General features: G+C 45.1%; 19 protein-coding genes. 5 read left to right on the plus strand and 14 right to left on the minus strand.

Annotation, left to right across the window (positions count from 1 at the left end; genetic code table 11):
- The first annotated feature begins 9 nt into the window (after positions 1–9).
- Entirely contained in the window at positions 10–1,359 is a 1,350-nt protein-coding gene (locus tag CHL76_RS08035) for a hypothetical protein (protein ID WP_094908264.1), read from the plus strand.
- Positions 1,360–1,449: 90 nt separating this feature from the next.
- The gene (locus tag CHL76_RS08040; RefSeq protein WP_079475241.1) at positions 1,450–1,998 is read left to right on the plus strand and encodes a shikimate kinase; all 549 of its coding nucleotides are present in this window, start codon (positions 1,450–1,452) and stop codon (positions 1,996–1,998) included.
- Between the two features lie 51 nt (positions 1,999–2,049).
- Here the strand turns inward: CHL76_RS08040 and CHL76_RS08045 are convergent, their stop codons facing one another.
- From CHL76_RS08045 to CHL76_RS08110, 14 genes are all read right to left on the minus strand, one after another.
- A complete protein-coding gene (locus tag CHL76_RS08045; protein WP_094908265.1) occupies positions 2,050–2,505 on the minus strand; it encodes a YkvA family protein in 456 nt (151 codons plus the stop codon).
- Between the two features lie 97 nt (positions 2,506–2,602).
- The gene (locus CHL76_RS08050) at positions 2,603–2,830 is read right to left on the minus strand and encodes a hypothetical protein (protein ID WP_079475239.1); all 228 of its coding nucleotides are present in this window, start codon (positions 2,828–2,830) and stop codon (positions 2,603–2,605) included.
- Positions 2,831–2,841: 11 nt separating this feature from the next.
- Positions 2,842–3,168, minus strand: coding sequence for a gas vesicle protein (locus CHL76_RS08055; RefSeq protein WP_198951236.1), 327 nt, complete (start codon positions 3,166–3,168; stop codon positions 2,842–2,844).
- 73 nt (positions 3,169–3,241) lie between these two features.
- Positions 3,242–3,547 (minus strand): gas vesicle protein K, encoded by a 306-nt coding sequence (locus tag CHL76_RS08060; RefSeq protein WP_079475237.1) that lies wholly within the window; start codon positions 3,545–3,547, stop codon positions 3,242–3,244.
- 16 nt (positions 3,548–3,563) lie between these two features.
- Complete coding sequence (locus tag CHL76_RS08065; protein WP_079475236.1) at positions 3,564–3,797, minus strand: gas vesicle protein; 234 nt, start codon at positions 3,795–3,797, stop codon at positions 3,564–3,566.
- Positions 3,778–4,638: a GvpL/GvpF family gas vesicle protein gene (locus CHL76_RS08070; RefSeq protein WP_094908266.1), complete on the minus strand. Its 861-nt coding sequence runs from the start codon at positions 4,636–4,638 to the stop codon at positions 3,778–3,780. Before CHL76_RS08070 ends, CHL76_RS08065 begins: the two co-directional genes overlap by 20 nt.
- Before the next feature lie 15 nt (positions 4,639–4,653).
- Positions 4,654–4,911 (minus strand): gas vesicle protein GvpG, encoded by a 258-nt coding sequence (locus tag CHL76_RS08075; RefSeq protein WP_079475234.1) that lies wholly within the window; start codon positions 4,909–4,911, stop codon positions 4,654–4,656.
- On the minus strand, positions 4,908–5,657 hold the full coding sequence (locus tag CHL76_RS08080; RefSeq protein ID WP_233133271.1) for a GvpL/GvpF family gas vesicle protein: 750 nt from the start codon (positions 5,655–5,657) through the stop codon (positions 4,908–4,910). The genes CHL76_RS08075 and CHL76_RS08080 overlap by 4 nt, the downstream gene beginning before the upstream one ends.
- Before the next feature lie 14 nt (positions 5,658–5,671).
- A complete protein-coding gene (gvpN, locus tag CHL76_RS08085; protein ID WP_094908267.1) occupies positions 5,672–6,748 on the minus strand; it encodes a gas vesicle protein GvpN in 1,077 nt (358 codons plus the stop codon).
- Between the two features lie 5 nt (positions 6,749–6,753).
- Positions 6,754–7,365 carry a gas vesicle protein GvpO gene (gene gvpO / locus CHL76_RS08090; RefSeq protein WP_094908268.1) on the minus strand — a complete coding sequence of 204 codons (612 nt, stop codon included), beginning with the start codon at positions 7,363–7,365 and terminating at the stop codon, positions 6,754–6,756.
- A 6-nt stretch (positions 7,366–7,371) separates the two neighbouring features.
- Positions 7,372–7,686 (minus strand): gas vesicle protein GvpO, encoded by a 315-nt coding sequence (gvpO, locus tag CHL76_RS08095; protein ID WP_307725195.1) that lies wholly within the window; start codon positions 7,684–7,686, stop codon positions 7,372–7,374.
- 27 nt (positions 7,687–7,713) lie between these two features.
- Positions 7,714–7,983 carry a gas vesicle structural protein GvpA gene (gvpA, locus tag CHL76_RS08100; protein WP_022794406.1) on the minus strand — a complete coding sequence of 90 codons (270 nt, stop codon included), beginning with the start codon at positions 7,981–7,983 and terminating at the stop codon, positions 7,714–7,716.
- A gap of 13 nt (positions 7,984–7,996) precedes the next feature.
- Positions 7,997–8,989 (minus strand): hypothetical protein, encoded by a 993-nt coding sequence (locus CHL76_RS08105; RefSeq protein WP_094908269.1) that lies wholly within the window; start codon positions 8,987–8,989, stop codon positions 7,997–7,999.
- Positions 8,990–9,014: 25 nt separating this feature from the next.
- On the minus strand, positions 9,015–10,013 hold the full coding sequence (locus CHL76_RS08110) for a hypothetical protein (RefSeq protein WP_094908270.1): 999 nt from the start codon (positions 10,011–10,013) through the stop codon (positions 9,015–9,017).
- A 635-nt stretch (positions 10,014–10,648) separates the two neighbouring features.
- Here CHL76_RS08110 and cobA point away from each other — a divergent pair.
- Genes cobA through nirD form a run of 3 tightly spaced genes read left to right on the plus strand, consistent with a single transcriptional unit; the run spans position 10,649 to position 14,650 of the window.
- Positions 10,649–11,824 (plus strand): uroporphyrinogen-III C-methyltransferase, encoded by a 1,176-nt coding sequence (gene cobA / locus CHL76_RS08115; RefSeq protein WP_079475228.1) that lies wholly within the window; start codon positions 10,649–10,651, stop codon positions 11,822–11,824.
- Between the two features lie 51 nt (positions 11,825–11,875).
- Positions 11,876–14,305 carry a nitrite reductase large subunit NirB gene (gene nirB, locus CHL76_RS08120; protein WP_094908271.1) on the plus strand — a complete coding sequence of 810 codons (2,430 nt, stop codon included), beginning with the start codon at positions 11,876–11,878 and terminating at the stop codon, positions 14,303–14,305.
- Positions 14,306–14,323: 18 nt separating this feature from the next.
- A complete protein-coding gene (nirD, locus tag CHL76_RS08125; protein WP_094908272.1) occupies positions 14,324–14,650 on the plus strand; it encodes a nitrite reductase small subunit NirD in 327 nt (108 codons plus the stop codon).
- Positions 14,651–14,806: the final 156 nt, after the last annotated feature.

Here is a 14,806-nt window from a genome sequence, read left to right on the forward strand (position 1 = left end):
GAACAGCATTTGCGCTTATACATATATTCTTTATTAATCTTCGTATATATTCTTTCACAGTTTTTGTCTATACCGGGCTTTTCTTTATTTACCGGTATACTTGCAAATATTGTTATATTTATTTCCCTGTTTTTTGCGAAAGGGCTGTTCTTTTATTCCGGTATTGCCTTCTACGCCATCGGGACTATTTTATTTTTTCAGACCGGCGCTTCCTGGCAGGATTATTTTCTGTCGTTTCAAACAATGCTCGGCATTCTTTCATTCTTTTTCATGCTTCCCTTTCTCAATTCACTCATACGGGTAGGGAAGTACGATCACGGCCTTCGAAAATTTATGGAACAGGGCGCAGATACCGTTACTCAGTTGTACAGGCGGAGTTTCTTTGTATGCCATGTGCTCGGGCTTTTTTTAAATATTGCTACATTTGCTGTATTGATGCGCACATTGGATCGGACCTTCACCTCGATTCCTCAAAAAGTAAAAGCAAAGTTTTATACACAGAACCTGCTCCGGGCTTACGCCCTTTGTCTCGCCTGGAGCCCCCTGGAAATCATGGTTATTACAGCTTTAAATATAACCGGGCAAAGTTACATTTACATTTTCCCATTTATTATTACGATCGTTATCATAGTCATTTTGTTTGATATTCTGACAGCTTCTTTTAAGTATCCTAAATTGCGCCTCCAGTCTGAAGATGATCAGGCTGATCACTCCGGCACCACTGGCAGAAAGATCAAACAGTTGATCGTTTTGCTTTTGCTTCTCGTCACCTGTGTCAGTATTGTTAATCAGTGGTCCAGTTTTGATTATTTATTTACTCTCGTTTTGTTTATTGCTCCTGTATCTTTTTTATGGGCAGCTTTCATTAAACGCCTGCGCCGATACGCCTTTTTTGCTTTTAACCAATGGAAGACAAGAACCAAAGGGATGGCGAATTTCTTTTTCATGTTTTTGAGTGCCGGACTATTCGTTCAAATGCTTGCAGGGACTTCTCTATTTGAGCTACTGCAGCAGCTGTTCACGTCCATGCATCAGCAGGTTTTTATTTTTTACCTGCTGGTTGGTGCTTATTTTCTCATTTCAAGCTTTATCGGCTTTCACCCGCTTGTGTCTGTTATTCTGCTGGCAGAAATTATTGCTCCTTCACTTGCAGACCTCCAAGCGATCCCACTGGCTCTTGTTCTCATTGTCTGCAGCTTAAGTCCTGTCATGTTCAGCCTGTTTAATATTTCTGTTTCCATCGTCGGTTATCATCTCCATACCAACCCGTACCGGCTGGGCTTGTGGAATCTGCCGTTTGTGATTGGATACATGCTGTTTACGATGAGCTTCGCCTATATTCTTCAGCTCCTCATGTAGTGCCTGGTTTTTACTTTTGCTGAAAACTGTATTATAATCACGGTACATTTCGCTGACTACCTCATTTTATTAACGAAAGAGTGCAGACATATGATGATAAAAGAAAAATCTTTACGGGAAAAAAGCATAGTATTTATAGGCTTTATGGGGGTTGGTAAAACAACCATTGGAAGATTGGTCGCTCAAAATCTATACAGATCCTTTATTGATATCGATGAACAGATTGAAAAAAAGTTCCAAATGCCTGTGCCGGATGTATTTAAATTGCTCGGGGAGCCTGCGTTCAGGGAGAAGGAGAAAGAACTGGTGAATAAATATGCCAATCAAAGCTTGAAAGTTATTTCTCTTGGCGGCGGAGCTTTCATGCAGGAAGAAATTCGGGATGTTTGTTTAAACAACTGCACTGTTTTTTATCTGGATATGCCGTGGGATTCCTGGAAAGAGCGCATTCACCTGCTAATGGCGGACCGCCCAGTTCTTCAAGGACGTTCGCTCGAAGATATTGAAGAATTATTCTATAGCAGGCAGGCGGCTTACGCCAGCCACCATTCCAAAGTGACTATCGGCAAAGACTCCCCAGAAGAAATAGCAGATTATATTACTAATTCCTTAAAAACAGCCTGGAAATTATACGAATAAACAAGCAAAGCTCCAGCCGACAATTTAAATGCGGCTGGAGCTTTTTGACTGCTATTCATCTGCATCAATCGTATTATCACGCTGCAATTTCCACTCTTTAAAGTCCTCCAGGTCCTTTTGCACCTGTTTAAAGACAAACGAGATAACGGCGGCATCATCAATCAGGCCGCCTGGAAGAAAGTCCGGTACCAGGTCAATTGGAGATACAAAGTATATGAGACCCGCAATAATGGCTACAATCGATTTGTATGGCACATGCTGGTACTCTTTTTTCCACCAGGCACGGAGCATTTCGAGCATCAGCTGCAGTTCCTGCCAAACGTTTTTCAGCGGACTCTGGTTTTCATCCGCTTTTTCTCTCGCCTGACGCAGCAGTTTCTCCGTCTCTTTTGGGTTTTTCGCGTATTTTTTTGCCCGTGGATTCAAGCGCCTTAAACGCTCCCTCAGCGTTGATTCGTCAATATTTTTCTTTTTTAAAAAGCTCCGCCGCTTTTTCTCTTTTGCCATGTCCCAAGCTCCTTTATTAGTTAATATGGATATGTACCGCTTCTCCGGAGAGGAACCGGCGTCCCCGGAGGAAGCTTTCCTGCAGGATATCGCCTGTTTATTCCAGGCGGTCCTTATCCCGCTGTTTGATTTCTTTTCGGTATTCTTCCATTTCTTCCTTCGATGGCAGCGTTCGTGCTTTCATATTATATTCCATTTGAAGCTTCGGTGCGTTTTCGCCTTTTCCAAACGTTCGTTCTTCTGTACGCTGAACCTGCGACTTCTCCTGGTTCTGCAGGTCCCGTACCAGTTGGCCGATATCTTTAGACAGATCACGGAAAATCACGTACGTTCACCTCACTTTTCGGCTTTGTTTTTATTCTGTGCTGTCGCCTGCTGCTCTTCGCTTTCCGTCTGCTGGTTATCTTCGAGCTGCTCGACCCGCTCAAGCAGACGCTGGTTTTCTTCTTCGAGCCTTTTAGCATTGGAAGAATAGTGCGGGTCTGTTTCCCACCAGTCGATGCCCATTTCTTTTGCTTTATCCACCGAGGCGACGACCAGCCGGATCTTAATTGTCAAAAGCTCCACATCTGCAATATTTACTTTAATGTCCCCGGCAATGACGACGCCTTTATCCAGTACTGTTTCCAAAATGTCTACGAGACCGCCTGAGGGTCTTTCCATTTGCTCGGGCACTGAGCGTTGTACAGGTTTTTCAGCCATAACATAATCCCTTCTTTAAACTATATTTTGAAGCCTACAGTAAGTTTCCTAAAGGTCCAAGATCAATGTTCAAATCTTCTGTCGTAAGGCCAAAGATTTCTTTCATTTCTTCCATCTTGTCTTCCAGCTGCATGAGCGCTACACCAAGCTGCTCGACTTGCTCCTCTGTTAAATCGCCGCCTTCGACTCTTCGCATCGCTTGGCGCTCCACCAGCTCACGCAGCAGCTCCACTACCGTCATCACTAGCTGTGTGAGACCTTCTTCTGCTTTGTCTGGATCTAATGATATGCGCCCGGTCGGCTGCTGGGCTTCCGTTACTTGCGGATTATTATTTTCCATCTGTATTCGGCCTCCTTTATTCGACTTGGGAAGGTTCTGAAGAATTAGAAACAAATTCTTTCTGCGTCTTCAATTCCGACTGTCGCAGGGTTTCTACAGAAGCGATTAGTACGCGTAAATCCAAATAAACAAGGTCAATCCCTGCAATGGATATCGTTAAATCGCCCTGAAGCACAACCCCTTTATCCAGCACGGAGTCCAAGACGTCGAGCAGGGAAACTTCCCGGTTTTTAAGAGTGTCTTGGGGCATTTTGTTCCCTCCTGTCTGTCAGGCCTGAAAAATGAAATGCTGGCCATGGGCCTGTACACTCTAAATCCATTCCGGTCTCTTCTGCTTCTTCTTTTTCCTGACGCTTTTCAATTAATTGAATAAACGCCTCCCGGTCTTCCGAGTGAATCAGATATACGGCGTTCCATGCCATTTCTTTTTCCCGGTCTGTGACGCGTTTTTCCCAATTCTTTTTTATTTCCGTGCCTTCGCTCCGGGCGGCTAACTCATCATGAAACGATTGGCAGTGCTTCTCAATCTGTTCGTCTGCCTGCGCTTCAATAAACTGGTCCATTTTCTTTTTTTCAAAAAAGCGCCGGCCAGCCGGCATCGCTTCAAGCTCTGCTTCCTTCGCCTGAATTTCTTCGCTGTTCTGCACGACGGCTTCAGTGAACAGCTGCTGATCAGCGTAGGTTTTGACGTTCCATTCTTCTTTGCCCTTCAAATAAGAAAGCTGAGCCGTTACGCTCTCGTGATATTTTTCAATCATTTCCGCAAGGTTTGCTTCCTGTTCAAAAATCGTGCCGAATTTTAACGGGATTGTGGTATAGCGATCATGCAGCTGGTTCATCGTTTCATGATGGTGAAAGGCTTTTGCCTGCAGCCATTCCATTTTTTCTACATTCTTTTGCAGTTTTTCCTGGGAAAATTCTTCTTCCGGAACATGGGTTACTACTGCAGTAATACTGCCATGTTCAATAAAGCTGATATTATTGCCCGGCTCCATGCCTTCCATTGGCTCCATAGGAGCTTCCTCATATTCGCTTGTGGGAATCAAGGCATACAAATACAAAAGAGCCGGTGCGCCCGAGTTTGTCTGCACTGCCGGTTCACTCCTTTAATCCTTTTCCTCTAACTCTTCCCGTAATTCTTCCTGTTCAATCTGCTTCGCTCTGCGATACCGTTGCAGCAGCTCTTCCTCCTGCTCTGTGAAGGCATCTTCAGATATTTCTTCCATTTCATACATGATCTGCAGATTGGCGAGTTTTTTTTGAATCTGGCGGACATCGAAGTATTCTTTATCCGCCTCTTCTTTTACCTTTTTACCAGCCCAGACGACCGTATCGAGCGGCCAGGTAAATAATTTATGAATCATACGCTGTTCCCTGCCTTTATTTTCAGGTCAATGAAGTTGTATGCCGGCCATGGACCCGTATACTTGAAATCAGCGTGTTCGTTCCAGTTATTAAAAATTTCGTTTACTTTTGCATCAAACGCTTCTTCGTTTTCTTTATCTATTAAAAAGGCGGCATTCAACAGCATCCGCTCATTGATTACTTCGTTGCTTTTGGCTGCGTTAGCGATCTCTGCGAGCGGCTGGAAAACCTCTTCTTCAAAGCGCTCGTGCAGCCGTATCATGAATTTCTGCGCCGATTCTCCGAGCTGCATGCGCTCGTAATAGCTGGCGTTTTTACCTTTCGTATCCGTTTTTTTGCGCAGGTCTTCCATCCCCGGCTCCTGACGGATTTGTTCATTCAGCCATTCTTTCTTTCCGATAATTTTAAGTCCAACTTCCATTTTGCCGCGTATCTTCGGAAAAATTTCTTCAAATTGATCCTGCAGCTTTTCCATTAAAGCAAAAACTTCTTTTTGGTCCTCAAGGACGTTCCCAAAACTCATCGGAATGACATCGTATTCTTCCATTACTCTGGCCACTGTATCTTGATGAGCCCGCAGGTTTTTCCTCGTTGGATCATAAATCTGCATCGGAGCTTCTGCTACCACCATCGCCTCCTGCCCGCGCTGGAGGGTATAAATTTTTCGCTCTTTGCCCTCGAGTTCCACGGTACCGAAGGTTGGTTTTTCCGTAGTTTCAATAACCCCAAACATATAAATTCCCACGGTTACTTTGCCTCCTAGACCTTTTTCAACTCTTCCTTCATTCTTTTTTGTGCTTCGCTGACATCTTCACCCTGAATATTTTCCAGGAAATAATGCCCCATCACATCAAAAAACAGCTGTTGAAAATCGTCGTTTTTTACATCTATTTTAACCTCATGCTCCGAGCTTAACATCGCGGTCATAACAGCGAGACGGAAGCTTGGCACATGCGTATCATTTTCCCTGCTCGTGGATTTCGCCCAATCCAATGCTTTAATAATGGTTTCGGCTTCTTTTTCACTGATGGATGCTCTTTCAGTCAGGATAGAAACTTGAGCTTCCTTATTAGGGTCCTCCACCGGAATCGTAATCATTCTATCAAGTAGGGCATCCTGGGATTTATGCACACCAGCATATTCCTCCGGATTGCTTGTGAAAATTGCTTTAAAATTCGGGTGCACGGTAATGAAGCTTTCATTACGCTGCGTGCCGTAAAGAGGCAGTATACCTTCTTCAAGCACGGAAAGAAATAAATTATTCGTAGACGGCAGCGAACGCGTAAATTCATCATAAATAAGCGTGTGGCCATTTTTTACTGCTTCAAGCAGACGGCCGGTGCTCCACCGTTCTGTAATTTGGTCTTCACGTTTGTACACTTTCCGGACATAATTGTCGATTAATTTGTCACTCGTATAACCGATTCTTCCACCAAGAAGATCCGTGTTCGAAAGGCTTTCATTTCCATTAAGCAGCGTCACAGGCTGGTTAAAACGACGTGCAAGCTGAAACGAAAGAGTGGTTTTCCCCACCCCGGCTGCGCCTGTGAAGTGTACAGGGTACCCGGAAGTTAAATACTTTTCGGAACGCTCTAAAATCGACTGCATCTCGTCAGTCTCTACGATTTTATTAATGGTGCTGATTTTTTGCTGTTTTGACTGCCCTTGTTCTTCAGAGGTCGTTTGCTTCGATTTCGTATTAGCAGGTGCATTGATTTTTTTCGACTGGCCTCTGTTATTTTGGGAGCTGTTTTTTTGCTGGCTTGTCCGGGAGTTCCCTGACGTGTTGGATGACTTTTTCTGAGTCTGTTGCTTTCTTCCGTTAGTAGTCGCCATGTTTTTTACCTCTCTTTTTTCTCAAAAGGAGTACTTCTCGGACGGGTGTTCATCCTTTGATAGGAAGTGATCTTTTGATCTTTATTCATTGTCGCCTTATAAATCCCGATCAATTGGTCTCGACCGTATTTTTGAGTATATTCTTTTTCTTCCACTAGTTCCACTTCAATATCCCATCCATCTTCTGCATCCATGATAGCCGTAATACGGACGGGAGAATTCATCGTTTCTTCGAAAAACGAACGGATGGTTTCAAACATGTCACTTGTGATAGGCGCAAACGACTCTTCGCCTTGCTCTTCTTGCGGAGCTGTTTCTTCATTAGCTCCTTTTTTTGTTTGCCTCGATTTAGCTGTATTATTTTTACTGGCAGCCGTCGTAGTATTCACTTCGTCATTTCCTCCCTTATCGTCCGCTTTTTCGTTCTCCCCGGAGGATTTCTGTGAAGATGCACTCGAAGAACCCGATTTCGCTGGACCTTTAATCTGCTCTTTCGGCTGCTCTTCTTCATCAGAAGAGAAAGGTTTATACGAGCCACTTTTACTATTTTTCAGCTCCTGGCTCTGGTTCTCTTCTGTTTTTTCTTCTGTTTTGGTCGTTGATTGTTTGGCCGCCATCAATATCTATCTCCTTTCTGCTGTTTCTACATGAGCACTTCTCGGTCTCAAATTCACACGTTCAAAGGATCCTACCTGCCGATTGTTGTTCAGCTTTACTTCATATACACCCAGAAGCTGATCATGCCCGTACTTCTGCATATACTCATCTTCTTCGATAACTTCCACTTCCGCAAACCAGCCGTACTCCTCTTCGGAAACCGAAGTAATTCGAAACGGAGGCTTTACGTTCTCCTCAAAAAACTCATTCAGTGACTTCATTACTTCCTTCATCGTATCCCCCGCTTTCTTCTTACAATAGAAATATATCCCGCCATGCAGTCATACGCATGACGGGATTAGAGAAATTTAAGCAAAGTTTAACTGCCCGGCACGCTCATTAGAGTCTGCATCCTCATCGATTTCGCCCTGGACATCGTCACGGAGCAGTCCGACTGCTTCAGCGTAACGGAGCCAAGTATCAACACTTGCAATAACGATACGTGCTTCAATTGTAATCAGTTCAATTCCTACCACAGAAATACGGGCGTACAGGTCGATAACAATACCTTTGTCCAGTATACGGTCAATAACCTCTGCCAAGCTGGAAGAATCTGTACTTTTTTCAATTGTTGCCATAATCTTTCACTCCTTAATCATAATGCTTAATATTTTCTGTTCCTTTAATGGCATTGATGCCTTTGATGTCATCATAGCTTTTCAGCTTCGATTCCTTGTAGCTTTTGATGTCAGATAAGCCTTTCAATTCGCTTATACCCTTGATATCATCAACGCCCTTAACCTCATCATAGCTTCTTAACCTGGACTCGCTGTAAGTCTTGATGTTCGACGGTCCTTTAATATCTTCCATTCCTTTTAGATCGCTCAACCCTTTTTCAGGCAGCGAGCGAAGGATTTTACCGCCCCCTTTCCCGGACTTCTTGGAGCCGCCCTGGACATTTTCCTGCAGCTGTCCTGTAGCTTCCCCCAGTTTTTCCTGGGCTTCCTGGCCTTTTTCTTTGGCCTGCTCGACAGCTTTCTGCAGTTTTTCCTGGGCTTCTTCTCCTTTTCCTTCCAATGCCTGCTTTGTTTCCTGTACTTTTTCCTGCGCATGTTCCTTTGCCAGCCGGGCGCTCTCCAGAGTATTAAAAAACTTTTTGCCCATATAGGCTGCAGCTACGGCATTGGCAGCCTTAGGATTATTCTTCACCCCTTCTGTAGCGGTTTTCACCAGCTCTTCTTTGGCGTTTCCCTGAATCATATTTTTCGTTGTTTCCACGGGGTTCAAGTCAGCAATTTCTTCTGCCGTGTCTTTAACAGGCTCAATGAACGTATCTTCTGTCTGCTCATCGAGGACTTCCTTCGGTTTTTTAAAGGACGCCCATTTAGCGGCTTTTTGACCGCCGCCTTTTACCTTATCCAAAAATGATTCTTCATCCGTGGAACTCTTTTTTTCCTCATTATTGGACTGTTCTTCACTGGATTGCTCACCGGATGATTTGTCCCCGGATGACCCTCCTTTAGAATAGGAGGAAAAGTGAGTTTTCTTCCAGGCTTCGTCCGGAACGGAGAATGTTTTTCTTACCTTTGGCTTTGAACCATCAACATATTTTCCGCCTTCAGTTAATAAAATCTTTTTTGCCATAATTTGATCTCCTCAAACCGAAGCATTATTTATTTTCGTCAATTCGCTTATAGGAGGTTACCTCTAACTGATCATCCACCTGCACCTGATACGTTTCTTTTTTCGACTTTCTGCCTTCTTTATTCAACGCTTCAATTTCTACCAGCCACTGGCCTTTCTGTTTTTCCGTAGAAGTAATCCGCTGGGGCTCAGCCACATAGTTCTCAAAGAAATCGTTCACGGTATCCATTACGTCGGTCAGGCTATGGTTCATTTTGCCTCCATTTTGCTTCTCGGATTGGTAGGCATTAACTTCAGCTTCATCCACTTCTTCCGGCCGGCGCTCTATTTCCTGAGTTAACGTCGACTCTTCTGCGTTTTCCATCCCCGGCTCTGCTGAAGCTGCGCTCTGTTCAAGGCCGGTCGCATCCGTCAATCGTCGTGAAGATTTTTTAGAAACCCTTTTCGCCTTTTTTGGAGCACTATCTGCTTTCCCGGTTGACAGTTCTGTCTCTTCTTCGTCTTTATTAGTAATGCTTTGAGCATTTTCTTGATCTTGTATTTTCCTGCCGGTTTTTTCTACCTTTTCACCAACAGTGTTTTTAACTCCATTTATCCTGCCTTTTGTTTCTTTTACCTTTTTGTTTCCTTTATAAACAACTTTACTCGCATCAGCTGCCTGCTTGGCCCCTTTAGCTTTTCCCGAAACAGCTTCTTTAGCCTGTTCTCCTGCTTTTTTTGTGTTATTTTCAGCACTTTTCGTCTTGTTTTCCACGGTGCCTTGCAGTTGTTTTCCCGATTCCTTTACATTGTCTTTCGCCTGCTTTGCTTTTGTAGCAGGCTTTTTAACTGTCTGTTTGAGCCGGGGAGCTTTTTTTTCTTTTTCCTGGCTCTCTGTGGACTCAACAGCATTTTCTTCGCTGGAGGAGTCTTCCGAAGAATGGAGTTTATTTTTCGTGCCTTTAGTAATTAGAGGGAGCGCACCGCCAATAAGGCTGCCGGCGGCCATCAATCCGTACGTAACTTTATCTTTAGCGTCGGTCACTGTACCTCACCTTTCTTATGTGAAAATTAATCTATACGCAAAAACCCTCACCCGGCCGGAAGCTCTCATGCTTTTCCAATAAATTGTTTTGGAAGTAAACAGTCATGAATTCGCTGGGCTGGAGAGGGCCTTTTAATGTAATCATTTAAGCAATTTCTTTTAAATTAGATTAGGGAGAGGATTGCTCCAATTACAACAATAGCTCCAATAACCATCAAAATAGTACGAATCATGACTAACACTCACTTTCTAACTCTAAATTTAATAACTACTTTAATTCGTTTTACCTTTTACCTACCGGGTTCAAACTTTTTATTGCGTTTATTTTTAAATAAAGTTCTAATTACCTATATTTCCGATTCATATTTTTAACAATCTCTTGAATTTTTCTTTCCCCACCGGTATTCAACACGTTACTGTCAGATTTACTTACAGAGGTAATGCGGTTTTCGTACTATTATTTATGAAATTTTCGCCAGCGTGCGTATGAATAAGTCCGATAGTACGAAAAGAGAAAAAAGTACGTTAAGTTTTCTTTCACATATACTGCTTTGCCCTCTAGCTTTACCTAGAATAAAACTCGTAATCAAGAAAATAACTACTTCCTGTACATATTAAAAGGAAAGAGGTGCAGCATGGGCAGCAATTATACTGGAATCGTTTCATTTGTAGGCGCCGGTCCAGGTGATCCTGAATTAATCACCGCTAAGGGGCTGCGTAAATTACAGCAGGCAGACGTAGTCATTTACGACCGCCTGGCTCACCCCGGGCTCCTGCTGCAGGCTTCTCCCGATGCAAAATTTATATACTGCGGTAAACAGCCGTGCCGGCATACGCTCCGGCAGCATGACATTCACCACGAGCTTCGGGTCCATGCCAGACACGGCAGCCGGGTCGTCCGTTTAAAAGGAGGAGATCCGGGAGTCTTTGGAAGAGTCGGAGAAGAAGCCGAGGAGCTTCAAAAGCATCAGATCCGCTTTGAAATCATCCCCGGCGTGACTTCCGGAAGCGCCGCCCCGGCTTATGCCGGTGTTCCTTTGACCCACCGGGAACATTCCCGCTCTTACACCGTGGTGACCGGCCACGGCAAACAGCAGGACGGCATGCCCGACATCCAATGGCACGGGCTTGCTGCCGGCTCCGATACGATTGTTTTTTATATGGGCGTCAAACACGCCGGGTGGATTGCAGAGCAGCTGACCCAGCACGGCCGCTCCCCCGAAGAGCCGGTGCTTATTGTGCAGTGGGGCACTTACGGTAAACAGCAATCAGCCGCCGCTTCGCTCGCCAGACTTGAAGAAACAGTTAACAAAGAACAGATTGCAAATCCTGCCATTATTGTGGTTGGCTCTGTTACAGCAATGCATGCCCGGACGCAGTGGTTTAACCCAGGCAGAAAGACCGTCCGAAACATTGCAGCCTTCACCGACGGGGCCCCGGGGCTCCAGCAATTTACGGATTATCTGCAGGATGAGCAAACCGCTATCTGTCATACGGAGCAGCCCATTGACGCTGGATGCCTTTCATCCAACGCTGAACACGCTCTTTGGCGCCTGCTTGAAGAAGAGCTTGTCGATACCATTTTTGTTCCCAATTATGCATCCTGCAAACGGCTGAAGCCGAACGTCAACCGTATGATCAGCGAACTGCACACCACCGCTTCTCCTGTTTACATTATTTTTGATAAGGAGGCTTTCCCTTCTGATGAAGAAGACGTGTTTTATATAGATCCTTCATTATCATTTGAAAAAATGACGGAACAGTTAAACAGCCTTACTTCTTTTCCTGTAAAAACTCCGGCTGGTATTTAACACGACGAAAAAAATTCAGAATTATCTAAATTATATGAGGAGGTTTCATCTATGAATAAAGAACGTCTCGTTTTAATCGGCAACGGCATGGCTGGCATGTACACCATTGAAGAAATTTTAAAGCAGGAGCCGGACCGTTTTGAAATTACAGTTTTCGGCAAGGAACCCCACCCAAACTACAACCGCATTCTTCTTTCTTCTGTCCTCCAGGGGGACAGCGAATTAAAAGATATCGTTTTGAATGATTATGACTGGTATAAAGAACATAATATCACCCTTTACACAGGCGATGAAGTCACTCGTATTGATACGAATAACAAGCAGGTGGAAAGCGCCGGCGGGATTGTATGTGCGTATGACCATCTGATTGTTGCTACCGGTTCCAACCCTTTCATGCCTCCTATTCCCGGATCTGATAAAGAAGGGGTCATTTCCTTCCGGGACATAAAAGATACTGAAACGATGATTGAAGCTTCCAAAAAGTATGAAAAAGCGGCCGTTATCGGCGGCGGCCTGTTGGGACTTGAGGCCGCCCGGGGCCTGCTGAACCTAAACATGGAAACAGAAGTGATCCATCTCCAGGATCAGTTAATGGAACGCCAGCTCGATCCTAATGCCTCCAAAATGCTGAAGCGTGAACTTGAAAACCAGGGCATGCGGTTCCATATGGAAAAGCAGACAGAGCAGATTTTCGGCCGCAAACGCGCACAGGGTCTTCATTTCAAAGACGGCGAATCGCTTTACGCCGACCTTGTTGTTATCGCTGTCGGCATCCGTCCAAATATCGGCCTTGCAGAAAACTCCGGCCTGAAGACAAACCGCGCGATTATCGTGAATGACTTTCTTGAAACGAGCGCTCCCGATGTGTACGCCGTTGGCGAATGCGCAGAGCATAACGGCATCGCTTACGGACTAGTAGCTCCCTTGTATGAACAGGGAAAAATTCTGGCTGAACGGCTCGTATCCAAAGAACCCGCAGGAACCGGCTACCAGGGCTCGCTTACATCAACCAAATTAAAGGTTTCAGGCGTCGACGTGTTTTCTGCCGGTGAATTTGGCGAAGCGGACGATTTAAAATCTGTGCTCGTCCATGACGATTTTGACGGCGTTTATAAAAAAGTAAACATCCGTGATAACAAGGTGGTCGGAGCTGTTTTATTCGGAGATACCACTGACTCGCCGAAGCTTTTAAACCTTATCAATAAAAAAGAAGACATCTCCGAGGTTGGTAAAGGGATCATTCTTCCTTCTGAAAGCAACGCCCCGATGGAGAGCCCGGTGGTGGATATGGCAAACGAAGAAACAATCTGCGGGTGCAACGGTGTCTGTAAAGGAGAAATCGTTTCTGCTATTAACGAAAAGGGCCTTACCTCCGTCAACGAGGTCAAACAGCACACGAACGCTTCCCGCTCCTGCGGCGGCTGTAAACCGCTCGTTTCCGACCTGCTGAATGCCACGCTCGGCGACGGGGCTGCCGTCAATGAAGTGGAGCCACTGTGCGGGTGCACCGACCTCTCCCACGAGCAGGTTATCGAAGAGATAAAAGCCAAACAACTTTCCCATACACGGGAAGTGATGAACGTGCTGGGATGGAAGGAACCAGAAGGGTGCTCCAAATGCCGGCCGGCCCTGAACTATTATCTAAGCGTATCAAAACCGGAAGAATATGAAGATGACTATGCCTCCCGCTTTATCAATGAACGCGTGCATGCCAATATCCAAAATGACGGTACCTATTCCGTTGTACCAAGGATGTACGGGGGAGTCACTAATTCAGACCAGCTTCGAAAGATTGCCGATGTAGCAGAAAAATATGAAGTGCCTCTCCTTAAGCTGACAGGCGGCCAGCGTATTGATCTGCTCGGTGTCAACAAAGAGGACCTTCCGGCCATTTGGGGAGACCTTGACATGCCTTCCGGCCATGCCTATGGAAAATCAATACGTACCGTAAAGACATGCGTAGGTGAAGATTTCTGCCGTTTTGGCACCCAGGATTCCATTGGAATGGGAATGACCATCGAGCGAAAATACGAGCGGCTTAACACCCCCCACAAGGTAAAAATGGCGGTCTCCGCCTGCCCGAGAAACTGTGCAGAATCCGGTATCAAAGATATTGGAATTGTCGGCCTTGAAGGTCACTGGGAAATGTATGTCGGTGGAAATGGCGGCGTGGATCTCAGGGGCGGTGAACTGCTTGGAAAAATGAACAGTGACGACGAACTGTTGGATGCTATCAGCGCTTTTCTTCAATATTACCGGGAATCCGCCCACTACCTCGAGCGCACCTCTCACTGGATCGAACGGGTCGGTCTCGATCATGTAAAAGCGGTGGTTCTTGAAGATGAAGAGGAACGGGCAAACTTAATTGAGCGCATGGAAGTGTCCCTCGAGCATAAGGGCGAAGACCCGTGGAAGGAACTTACCTATAACGAAAAGAAAAAACAGGAGCTGTTTGAACAGCGCAAAGTAGAGCTTGTTTAATATGAGGGAGGCACAAAGATGAATAGTATAAATAAGCAAAAAGAAATAGCAGTAGCCACCGTTGATGAGATTGCAGTGGACATTCCTAAAGAGGTAATTATTGAAGAAACCTCGATCGCTATTTTCAAGACGAAAGACAGCACTATTTTCGCCCTGGAGAACAAGTGCCCTCATAAAGGAGGGCCCCTTTCCCAGGGGATAGTCAGCGGGGAGCACGTCTTCTGCCCTCTCCATGACTGGAAAATCAGTTTACACGACGGGCGGGCCCAGGGGGCGGACGAAGGCTGTACCGCCTCCTATGGCACAAGAGTGGAAAACAATACGGTTTATCTGCTTTTAAAATAAAGCTTTTTCTGCCGCACCGGTGAACTTCCTGAGAAATAAGTATGCGTGCGCGAACTTTCCAATGTTTTTTGAATAAACCAAAAATAATTACCCAACCTTAGGAGGTTCCCCTTTTAACTATTAAAGATCTTTTCCGCTTTAAGGATGAACGCATTA

Origin of the sequence: Marinococcus halophilus (assembly GCF_002265875.1) — a bacterium.
Lineage (GTDB): Bacteria > Bacillota > Bacilli > Bacillales > Marinococcaceae > Marinococcus > Marinococcus halophilus.

What these genes read in the sequence shown, in the direction of transcription:
- CHL76_RS08040 (WP_079475241.1), top strand. Translation starts at nt 1,450, where the DNA reads ATGATGATAAAAGAAAAATCTTTACGGGAAAAAAGCATAGTATTTATA.
- CHL76_RS08045 (WP_094908265.1), bottom strand. Translation starts at nt 2,505, where the DNA reads ATGGCAAAAGAGAAAAAGCGGCGGAGCTTTTTAAAAAAGAAAAATATT.
- CHL76_RS08055 (WP_198951236.1), bottom strand. Translation starts at nt 3,168, where the DNA reads ATGGAAAGACCCTCAGGCGGTCTCGTAGACATTTTGGAAACAGTACTG.
- CHL76_RS08060 (WP_079475237.1), bottom strand. Translation starts at nt 3,547, where the DNA reads ATGGAAAATAATAATCCGCAAGTAACGGAAGCCCAGCAGCCGACCGGG.
- CHL76_RS08065 (WP_079475236.1), bottom strand. Translation starts at nt 3,797, where the DNA reads ATGCCCCAAGACACTCTTAAAAACCGGGAAGTTTCCCTGCTCGACGTC.
- CHL76_RS08075 (WP_079475234.1), bottom strand. Translation starts at nt 4,911, where the DNA reads ATGATTCATAAATTATTTACCTGGCCGCTCGATACGGTCGTCTGGGCT.
- gvpN (WP_094908267.1), bottom strand. Translation starts at nt 6,748, where the DNA reads ATGGCGACTACTAACGGAAGAAAGCAACAGACTCAGAAAAAGTCATCC.
- gvpO (WP_094908268.1), bottom strand. Translation starts at nt 7,365, where the DNA reads ATGGCGGCCAAACAATCAACGACCAAAACAGAAGAAAAAACAGAAGAG.
- gvpA (WP_022794406.1), bottom strand. Translation starts at nt 7,983, where the DNA reads ATGGCAACAATTGAAAAAAGTACAGATTCTTCCAGCTTGGCAGAGGTT.
- CHL76_RS08105 (WP_094908269.1), bottom strand. Translation starts at nt 8,989, where the DNA reads ATGGCAAAAAAGATTTTATTAACTGAAGGCGGAAAATATGTTGATGGT.
- cobA (WP_079475228.1), top strand. Translation starts at nt 10,649, where the DNA reads ATGGGCAGCAATTATACTGGAATCGTTTCATTTGTAGGCGCCGGTCCA.
- nirB (WP_094908271.1), top strand. Translation starts at nt 11,876, where the DNA reads ATGAATAAAGAACGTCTCGTTTTAATCGGCAACGGCATGGCTGGCATG.
- nirD (WP_094908272.1), top strand. Translation starts at nt 14,324, where the DNA reads ATGAATAGTATAAATAAGCAAAAAGAAATAGCAGTAGCCACCGTTGAT.